Source organism: Corallococcus llansteffanensis (genome assembly GCF_003612055.1).
GTDB classification, from domain to species: domain Bacteria; phylum Myxococcota; class Myxococcia; order Myxococcales; family Myxococcaceae; genus Corallococcus; species Corallococcus llansteffanensis.
Genome location: NZ_RAWB01000443.1, coordinates 1 through 8,359 on the forward strand (window position 1 = coordinate 1; position 8,359 = coordinate 8,359).

At 71.4% G+C, this 8,359-nt stretch carries 7 protein-coding genes; 2 read left to right on the forward strand and 5 right to left on the reverse strand.

What is annotated here, in order from left to right:
- On the forward strand, positions 1–777 hold a 777-nt coding region (locus tag D7V93_RS31255; protein ID WP_147451429.1), incomplete at its 5' end, for a sensor histidine kinase.
- A 9-nt stretch (positions 778–786) separates the two neighbouring features.
- On the opposite strand, the gene D7V93_RS31260 is transcribed toward D7V93_RS31255, so the two are convergent.
- The 3 genes from D7V93_RS31260 to D7V93_RS31270 form a co-directional block, all read right to left on the reverse strand.
- Positions 787–1,308 carry a hypothetical protein gene (locus D7V93_RS31260; RefSeq protein ID WP_120646865.1) on the reverse strand — a complete coding sequence of 174 codons (522 nt, stop codon included), beginning with the start codon at positions 1,306–1,308 and terminating at the stop codon, positions 787–789.
- Between the two features lie 16 nt (positions 1,309–1,324).
- Positions 1,325–1,867 (reverse strand): hypothetical protein, encoded by a 543-nt coding sequence (locus tag D7V93_RS31265; protein ID WP_120646870.1) that lies wholly within the window; start codon positions 1,865–1,867, stop codon positions 1,325–1,327.
- A gap of 111 nt (positions 1,868–1,978) precedes the next feature.
- Positions 1,979–4,003 carry a S9 family peptidase gene (locus D7V93_RS31270; protein ID WP_120646866.1) on the reverse strand — a complete coding sequence of 675 codons (2,025 nt, stop codon included), beginning with the start codon at positions 4,001–4,003 and terminating at the stop codon, positions 1,979–1,981.
- A 264-nt stretch (positions 4,004–4,267) separates the two neighbouring features.
- Here D7V93_RS31270 and D7V93_RS31275 point away from each other — a divergent pair, with 264 nt between their 5' ends.
- A complete protein-coding gene (locus D7V93_RS31275; protein WP_120646867.1) occupies positions 4,268–5,761 on the forward strand; it encodes a DUF4397 domain-containing protein in 1,494 nt (497 codons plus the stop codon).
- Positions 5,762–5,773: 12 nt separating this feature from the next.
- On the opposite strand, the gene D7V93_RS31280 is transcribed toward D7V93_RS31275, so the two are convergent.
- Together D7V93_RS31280 and D7V93_RS45320 are read right to left on the reverse strand one after the other, a co-directional pair.
- Entirely contained in the window at positions 5,774–6,433 is a 660-nt protein-coding gene (locus D7V93_RS31280; RefSeq protein ID WP_120646868.1) for a hypothetical protein, read from the reverse strand.
- 171 nt (positions 6,434–6,604) lie between these two features.
- On the reverse strand, positions 6,605–8,359 hold a 1,755-nt coding region (locus D7V93_RS45320), incomplete at its 5' end, for a M1 family aminopeptidase (protein WP_158623904.1).

Here is an 8,359-nt window from a genome sequence, read left to right on the forward strand (position 1 = left end):
GCGCAGGACCTGGCGCTGGCGCAGGAATTGGCCCGGCGGGCGGCGCTGGCGCTGGACAACGCGAGCCTCTACCGGGACGCGCGCCACGCCATCCGCCTGCGCGAGGAGTTCCTGTCCATCGCGAGCCATGAGCTGAAGACGCCCATCAGCGCGCTGCAGCTCCAGGTGCAGAGCCTGCTCGCGGGGCTTGCGCGTTCGGGGGCGCAGTTCGACCCGGAGCGACTCAAGCGGGGGCTGGAGCGGGTGGACCGGCAGGTGAAGCGGCAGACGCTGCTGGTGAACGACCTGCTGGACGTGTCGCGCCTGAGCGCGGGGAAGCTGGAGCTGGTGCGGGTGCCGCTGGAGCTGGGCGCGCTGGTGCGGGAGGTGGCCGAGCGCTTCGAGCCGGAGTACGCGCGCACGGGCACGCCGCTGGAGCTGTCGCTGGCGCCGGAGGCGCGCGGGCAGTGGGACCGGCTGCGGTTGGACCAGGTGCTCACGAACCTGCTGTCCAACGCGCTGAAGTACGGGCGGGGCAACCCGGTGCGCGTGGAGCTGGAGGTGACGGAGGCCAAGGTGCTGCTGCGGGTGAAGGACGGCGGCATCGGCATCGCGACCGAGCACCTGCCGCGCCTGTTCCACCGCTTCGAGCGCGCGGTGTCCGAGCGCAACTACGGCGGCTTCGGGCTGGGGCTGTGGATCGCCCGGCAGATCATCGAGGCGATGGGCGGCCACATCGAGGTGGACAGCGTGCTGGGCGAGGGCTCGACGTTCCTCGTGGAGCTGCCGCGCGGGTGAGGCGGGCCTTCAGCGGCGGAGGAAGGTGGGGAGCCCTTCCGCGATGAAGCCGCAGCCCCGCTGGGGGGCGCGCGGGTGCAGGGCGTGGCAGCGCTCGGGGGCGGCGCAGTCGCCATCGCCGTCGCAGGGCTGGAAGCAGTAGCCGCTGGCCGCGTCGCAGGAGAGACCCGGGGCACAGGGTGTGCGGTCGTCACAGCGGGCGCGACATTCGAAGGCCTGGGTGTCGAGGCTGGGCTCCGCGAAGCCGCGCAGGCAGTCCTGGTTCTTGGCGCAGGGCGCGGCGTCCAGGCAGGCGGGACCCACGAAGGGGTGACAGGAGGGTACGTCGCCCGGAGCGTCCTCGGCGCAGCGCTGGCCCTGGGGACAGGGGCGGTCGCGGCAGCTGGCATCGAGGCGCAACTGGACGGGCTGCTCAGAAAGGTCGGCCTGGGCGGTGAGGTCCGGTCCCGGCCATGCGAGCCACACGGCCGTGCCCACCGCGAACACGCATGCGGCGAGGGTGATGAGCAGGGACAGCGTGCGCGGGTTCACCGGGTGCCGTTCATGATTACAGCGCCAGGAGCAGCAGCGAGGCCTGTTCCTCGGGCGAGGCCGCGTAGAAGCCTACCGGCAGGGTGATCACCGTGGGCGGCACGAAGGCGCGGTCACAGCTCCGCTTGCCTTCATAGACCCTGCCCGGCTCCCTCGCCTTCAGCCGGTACGTGCAGTCGTGCACGTAGACCTTCAGCTCGTCCTGCGACAGCTTCAGCGTCACGGGGCGGCTCCAGAAGCCACCCTTCGCCTCCAGCACCCCGCCCTCCTTCTTCACGTCCAGGTTCACCAGGGACGTGCCGATGTTCCCCTTCACCTCCCCGTCCTCCAGCCTCAACGTCACCGGCAGGTCCGTCACCCGCCCGCGCAGCTCCCCCGGCAACCGGGACACCTGGAACGAGGGACCCGTTACATCGTCCTGCGTGATCCGCAGGTTGAACTGCCCCCGCGCGATGTCGAAAGAGAGGTTCTCCTGGGCCACCGCGACCGCTCCGCCGACTCCCGCGAGCAACCCCAGCACCACCCCACCCCGACGAAACGACTGGCTGTAGCGCCTCATGAACACGGTCCTCCGGGGCCCGCCCGGGCCCCCTGTCGTCATCATCGCCAATGTGTAACGCCCACGCCGGGGAACGTATCGGTCGCTCGTGCAATGGCTGCGCGGGGGAGGCTACTTCCCTCCTGCCGCCCCGCTCGGCGGCCCTGCGGCCGGGCTCCCCAGGTGCTTCTGGAAGAACATCAGCGCCGTCGTCTGGGCCAGGTCCCGGTTGGCCTTCTTCTGGAAACCGTGGCCCTCGTCCGTGGCCAGCAGGTACCAGACGTCCGAGCCCTTCACCCGCGCCGCCTGGACGATCTGCTCCGCCTCCGACCTGGGCACACGCGGGTCATTCGCCCCCTGCTGCACGAAGAGTGCCGCGCGGATCCGCTCCACCGACCCCAGGGGCGAGATGCGCTCCTGCACCTTGCGCACCGCCGGGTCCCGCTCGTCGCCGTACTCCGCGCGCCGCAGGTCCCTGCGGTACGCCTGCGTGTTCTGCAGGAACGACGGCAGCGACGAGATGCCCACCACGTCCACCGCCGCCTTGATGCGCTCCGGGAAGAACGTCACCGCGGCCAGCGTCATGTAGCCCCCGTATGAGCCGCCGTAGACCCCCACCCGCGCCGCGTCCAGCTCCGGCCTCGTGGCGATGAAGTCCAGCGTCGCGCCGATGTCCGCCAGGCTCTGCTCGCGCTTCACGCCGTCATCCATCGCCCGGTACGCCTTGCCGTAGCCGTCCGAGCCGCGCACGTTGGGCACCAGCACCGCCATCCCCAGCTCCGTCGCCATCAACTGCACCTGCACGTTGAAGCTCGGCACGCTCTGGCTCTCCGGCCCGCCGTGGAACAGCACCACCACCGGCAGCGGCCCCTTCACGTCCCGCGGCCGGTACAGGAGCGCCGGCACCTTCACCCCGTCCGTGGACGGATAGCGCACCAGCTCCGGCTCCACGAACAGCTCCGGCGACAGCCCGCCCGTCTCCGACTGTGTCCAGCGCGTCGTCTTCTTCGTGCCCAGGTCCACCATGAAGATGTCCATGGGCACCCGCGCCGACGACAGCGAGAACGCCACCCGGTCCGAGCGCCCCGGCGGGAAGCGGATCTGCGAAATCACCCCGCGCGGCGTCTCCACCGGCGCGAGCGCCTGCGTGCGCGTGTCCAGCAGGTACAGCCGGCCATAGCCCTCCTCGTTGGCGGCCACCGCCAGCCTCCGCCCGTCCGCGGAAAGCTCCAGGTGCTCCACGTTCCAGCGCACCGACTTCGTCAGCGACGGCGGCGCCGCCGGAGGCGTACCCGTCAGCGGCAGCCGGTACACCTCCGCGAAGTCGCTGTAACGGTCCGTGGACAGGTACACGCCCTGCCCGTCCTGCGTGAAGACGGCGGCATCGACGCTGCCCTTGCCCTCCTTCGGCGTGAGCTGCGTGCGCGCGTTCGTCTTCAGGTCCACCACGCTCAGGTCCGAGTCGTCCGTCGCGCGGTACTGCCGCACCAGCAGCTTCGAGCCGTCGCGCGAGAAGTCCAGCGGCACCCAGCTCCCCGCCACCTGCGTCACGAGCTTCGCCTTCCTCGGCTCCGCGGTGGGCGCCACGTACACGTCGGTGTCCTTGCCGTTGCGCCCCGTGCCCGCGTACGCGATCCAGCGCCCGTCCTTCGACACCACCAGCGCCTCGTGCCGGCTCTTGCCGTCCGTCAGCAGCTCCGAGCGCCCCGTGAGCCGATCCAACCGGAACAGCTGGAAGAACTCTCCGCCGCCCTTGTCCTGGAGGTAGAAGACCTGGCGCGGGTCGCCCGGCAGGAAGCGCGCCTTGTTGATGGGCTCCTTCGTGAAGGTGAGCTGCGTGCGCGCGCCCAGCGGCAGCTCCACCACGTGGAGCTGGTTGACGTCCGCGAAGCGCGTCGAGATGAGCACCTGCTTCCCGTCCGCGCTCACGTCCAGGAGCTGCGCGGCGCGGGACTCCAGGTACTGCTGGACGCGCTCGGCCAGCTCGGGCGGCACCGGCGGCACCCCCAGCGCCAGGAGGTTGGGCTGGCCGGGCAGCGGCGCGAGGCCCGGGACGGCGGAGGGGGCCGTCGCGGCGGGCGCCGGCTTCGGGGGCGTCGGCGCGGGCGCCTGCGCCGCGAGCAGGGACACGAGGAGCGGAAGGGACGCGAAGGTCATGGTGCGGCGGACCCTACCAGCGCCGCCGCGCCCCCCGCCGTGCCCCCCGCCAGGCTCCGGTGATGCGTGTTGAACACCGGATGGCCCACGTTCCGGACACAGGCCCGTGATGCCCATGGGTTGCGACGTGCACCGGTGCACAACGTCGGGAGCGGACAGTCCCGGCCCGTGGGGGGTAGCCCGGGTGTGGGAGGGTTCGCACCCTACAGCGGTCGATATCGGTGTCGCGCCGCGTTCGCGGCCCGCCGAGGAGGGGACTTCGACATGGCCTGGATGCGGGGGAAGACACTGCTCGTCGTCGCGCTCACTTCGCTGGGCGCGCTCGCGCCCGCGTGCGGCGGAGGCGATGCGGACGACCCCGGCTCGGACCCCACCCAGGACGGGCCGGTGCTCGTTCCCACCACCACCGCGCAGCTCCGCCTCGTGCAGGCCGCGCCCGGCGCGCCCGCGATGGACGTGTACCTCGCCGGCAATCCCACGCCCGTGGCCCGGGCCGTGGCCTATGGCGCCACCACGCCCTACCTCACGCGGGAGCCGGGCGCCGTGACGGTCGAATTGCGTCCCGCGGGCGCGGCCCCGGGCTCACCCGCCTTCGCCTCCACCCCGGTGCGCCTGGACGCCGGGACGCGCTGGACGGTGGTCGCCGCGGGCCAGGCCGGTTCGACGGACTCCAACGCGGCGCTGCGCACGCTGCTCCTGCGCGACAACACGGTGCCCGCGGACCAGGGACAGGCGCGCGTGCGCGTCGTCCACGCGGGCGCGGATGCGCCGACAGTGGGCGTCGACCTGGGCAATGACGGCTCCGTGGAGGTGGCTTCGCTCGGGCGCTTCCAGGACTCGGGCGAGCAGGCCCTGGTGGTGCCCTCGGGCGCCGCGCTCCAGGTGGGGCTCGTCACGGGCAACGCGGGCAAGGTGCTGACGTCGTTCACCGTGCCCGCGCTCGGCTCCGGCACCGACACGCTCATCGTCGCCACCGGGCTCGTCTCCGAACCCGCGCGCGCGGGCGACAGCTTCTCGCTGCTCACCGCCGGCCGCGACGGCACCCTCGCCATCCTCCGCCAGAACCCGACGCTGTACGTGCTGAACGCTTCGCCGGACGCGCCCGCGCTGGACCTCTTCACCCGCGACCTCGAGCTGTCCGACGCCCTGCCCTACGGCGCGCTGTCCACGTCGCTGCAGGTGCCGCCGGGCACCTACGCGCTGGACTTCTTCGCCAGCACTCCGGGCGCTTCGCGGCCCACGACGGCTCCGGTCGCCTCGGCCACGACGCCGCTGCTCGTGCCCGGTGAGCGCTACCTCATGGTCGCCGCGGGCTACCTCGCACCTTCCAGTCCCTCCATGCCTGCGTTCACGGTGCTGCCCCTCACGGAGCGCTTCGCGAACGACCCCAGCAACCTGCGGCTGCGCTGGGTGCACGCGGCGTCGGACGCGCCCGTTGTCGACGTGGGACCGCTGGGCTCGGAGCGCCGCGTGCTGCCCGACGCCCCATTCCTCGGAGTGCCCTTCGCTTCCGCCACCGCACCGGACGGCTTGCCGCTGCCTTCGGGGGGCACCTTGACGCTGGGCGTGGTGCCGTCGGACGACGCCAACCGCTCACCGCGCGCGCGCTTCAACGTGACGCCCAGGCCGGACACGCGGGTCTTCGCCGTGGCCACCGACCTGCCCGGCGCCGCGCCCGGTGCCTGGGACCTCCAGTTGCTGCTGGTGGACACCACGCGCACGCCGTGGACCGTGAGCGCACAGCCTCGCGAACCCTGAGACCGGAACGCATCAGAAGGCCCAGCCCACGTTGAGCACGAGGCGCTCGGTGAACCTCCAGGTGGTCCGTTCGGAGTGGCTGACGCTGAGGACGCCACCCGACAAACTGCCACTGTCGACAGAAGCGACTGTACGCCGGGCGCCCACGCCGACCCCGCCTTGCAGGGTGAAGCCAGGCTCCAGCACCACGCTGTAGCCCACGACGCCCATGGCCCCCAGGAACCACTCATCCGACCCGCTTTCGATGGAGCCATTGGGGATCTTGTCGTCTCCGAACGTGTAGGAGGCCTGCCCGTAGCCCACCTCCACGCGTGGCGACACCCACAGGCCCCGCGGCGCCGTGCCCGTCAGGTAGAAGCGCATCGAGGGGGCCAGGCCCAACTCGTAGACCTTGGCGCGCGACGCCCCGATGCCGTAAAGCTCTCGTGGTTCCACCCGCACCTGTTCCTTCGTGAAGTACGCGCTCACCCCCAGCCCCACGGAGACGCGCTCTCCCAGCACGTGCTCCCCTTCGAGCGCCACCTGCGGGTCCAGGCCCTGGAGGGGCACCGACAGCGTCACCACGTTGCGATGCGCCACGGGAAACGTCCCCGTCGTGATGCCCTCCTCCGCGAGCACCGACGTCGACACCAACGACACCAACAACAAGCTCCACTGCTGGAACGTCACCATGTGCTCACACCCCGTCACGCGTGCGGACCCTCGCGGTCCGTCGTGCGGGAGCCCTTCGCAAGCGATGTGCCAGCCCGTTCCCAGAGGGAGCGACGGGGCATGGGGCCCGACACCGTGACAAGGTGACGGGAGCGCGCGGACGCGCCCCTGTCAGCGTGTCATGTCATCGCGTCACGGAACGGTGAGCGGGGCCAGGGCCTGCTCGCGGCGGAGCTGGAGCACGCGCACGTCCGGATCCACCACCAGCCGCTCCGGCGCGAAGTCCGAGCGCACCGTTACCCGCGCAGAGACTCCCGCGACGGGCTCCAGCCGAACCCGGGCCTCGTGGAAGTCCTTCGCGGCGCGCTCGCCCTTCACCACCGCCACGTCCACGGGCATGCGGCCGGTGCCCACGTTCGTCACCGTCGCCGTGGTCACCCATTGCGCGCCCTCCTTCGTCACCGTCGTCTCCGTGACGCGGTACTCGGGCACCACCACCTCGAAGAAGGCCTGGCGGGTGAACGCGTCGAAGGCCGCCGCGTCCGGCGCGAAGGGGCGCATCACCGCGAGGAAGTCCTGCAGCACCGGGTGGTCCTCGTTGTTCATATACCGCTGGAGGAAGGCGTGGAGCCCCGCGTGCATCGCGGGCCGGCCCATCAGCTCCTCCAGCATCAGGAACGTCCAGCCGCCCTTCTCGTAGAGGACCACCGTGTCGCCCTCGCGCGAGCCGTCCAGCTTCACCAGCGGCTGCTCTCCGTCCACGCGCCGGTCCTTCGCGTAGCGCTCCTCCATCCGCTTTGCGTTCTGCGCGCGCGCCTCCGGTCCGTCGAGCTGCTCAATGAGCTTCAGCGCCGAGTAGTGCGACAGCCCCTCCGACAGCACATTGCCGCCCGGCCCCTTGCCGGGGATGAGCAGGTTGCCCCACCACTGGTGCGCGGCCTCGTGCGCGGTGACGAGCAGCACCGCGTTCGACTCCGGCGTCGTGCGCGTGAGGAACCCGATGGACTCCGAGAACGTGATGTCCGTGGGGAAGCCCTGCGCGTAGTTGGCCAGGCCGGCGAACTCCGACAGCTTCAACTCCTTCCACGGGAACGGGTGGAACCACTCCGAGTAGTACCGGCGCGCCGCCTCCAGCCCCCGCGACATCTCCTTCACGTTGTAGCCATGCGCCGGGTGGTGGAACACCGTCGTGCCTGCTCCATCCACCCGGGTCCACTTCCCCGCGATGACGTTGAAGAAGCTCACCGGGTGGTCGCTCTTCCACACCGTGGTGCGGCGCCCGTCCTTCACCGTGTCGCTCTCACGCACGCCCACGGAGTTGAGCGTGTAGGCCTCCGGTCCGGAGAGGCGGATCCGGAAGGGGAACGGCAGGCCGCTGCCCCAGGCGGCCTCCGTGGGCCCTTCGTAGAAGTCGTCCGGGTACACGCGCGGCTCGTAGTGGTTCTCCTTGCGGTCCACGCCCCGCTCCTCCTGGTAGCCCACCACCGGCGCGAACGTGGGCTCCTCGCTCGTGAGCACCACGCCCGAGGGCAGGATGAACTCCTTGAGCTCGCCGCCCGCGCGCGACACGCCGTCCGGCACGTGGCCCTGGTACTGGAAGCCCACCTTCAGCGAGGCCCCGGGCGCGAGCGGCGCGGACGGCGTGAAGACATACAAGCCGACGCGGTCCTCCGGCGTCGAGTCCTTCCCCTCCAACGTCCAGCGCACGTCCGTCCACGCATCGCCCCCGCTGAGGGCGAAGCGCTTCAGCGGCACGTCATGCCGGTTCACCAGCGTGTACGTGCCCTTCATGCGGAAGGCGCCCGCCTCCGGCTCCAGGTCCACGTCCAGATCCACGTCCGCCAGCATCGGCTGCGGCGCGTCCTTCCACGTCGCCAGGTTCTTCTGCCAGTACTGCTTCGCGCGCTTCTTCGCCGCCGCCCCCTGGTACCCCTGCCCCACGAGCAC

Bases quoted from the DNA above. Each gene is read 5' to 3' on its own strand.
- D7V93_RS31270 (WP_120646866.1), bottom strand. From the start codon at position 4,003: ATGACCTTCGCGTCCCTTCCGCTCCTCGTGTCCCTGCTCGCGGCGCAG.
- D7V93_RS31280 (WP_120646868.1), bottom strand. From the start codon at position 6,433: ATGGTGACGTTCCAGCAGTGGAGCTTGTTGTTGGTGTCGTTGGTGTCG.
- D7V93_RS31275 (WP_120646867.1), top strand. From the start codon at position 4,268: ATGGCCTGGATGCGGGGGAAGACACTGCTCGTCGTCGCGCTCACTTCG.
- D7V93_RS31265 (WP_120646870.1), bottom strand. From the start codon at position 1,867: ATGAGGCGCTACAGCCAGTCGTTTCGTCGGGGTGGGGTGGTGCTGGGG.